The sequence below is a fragment of the Marinobacter sp. BW6 genome, assembly GCF_008107725.1.
Lineage (GTDB): Bacteria > Pseudomonadota > Gammaproteobacteria > Pseudomonadales > Oleiphilaceae > Marinobacter.
Genome location: NZ_VIRN01000081.1, coordinates 1 through 412, shown reverse-complemented (window position 1 = coordinate 412; position 412 = coordinate 1). Strand labels below are relative to the sequence as shown.

At 66.3% G+C, this 412-nt stretch carries 1 protein-coding gene; it reads left to right on the top strand.

Translation table 11 applies throughout. The annotated features are described in order from the left end of the window. The coding region (locus FMN52_RS18555) for an MMPL family transporter (RefSeq protein WP_148610105.1) at window positions 1–412 on the top strand (412 nt) is incomplete at both ends.

Here is a 412-nt window from a genome sequence, read left to right as displayed (position 1 = left end):
CCTCGACCGCGCGGTGGCGGCGGTGCAGGCCTTCGCCGCGGAGAACGACAAGGACGACCTGCAGTTCCAGCTGGCCGCCGGCAACGCCGGGATCGAGGCCGCCACCAACGAGGTGATCAAGCAGTCCGAACTGATCATCCTGGTTCTGGTGTACATCTGCGTGGCGGCCATGTGCATGATCACCTTCCGTTCCTTCGCCGCGACCCTCTGCATCGTCCTGCCGCTGATCCTCACCTCGGTGCTGGGCAACGCGCTGATGGCGGCGCTGGGCATCGGCGTGAAGGTCGCGACCCTGCCGGTGATCGCCCTCGGCGTCGGCATCGGGGTGGACTACGGGATCTACATCTACACCCGCCTGGAGTCTTTCCTGCGCATGGGCCTGCCGTTGCAGGAGGCCTACTACGAGACCCTC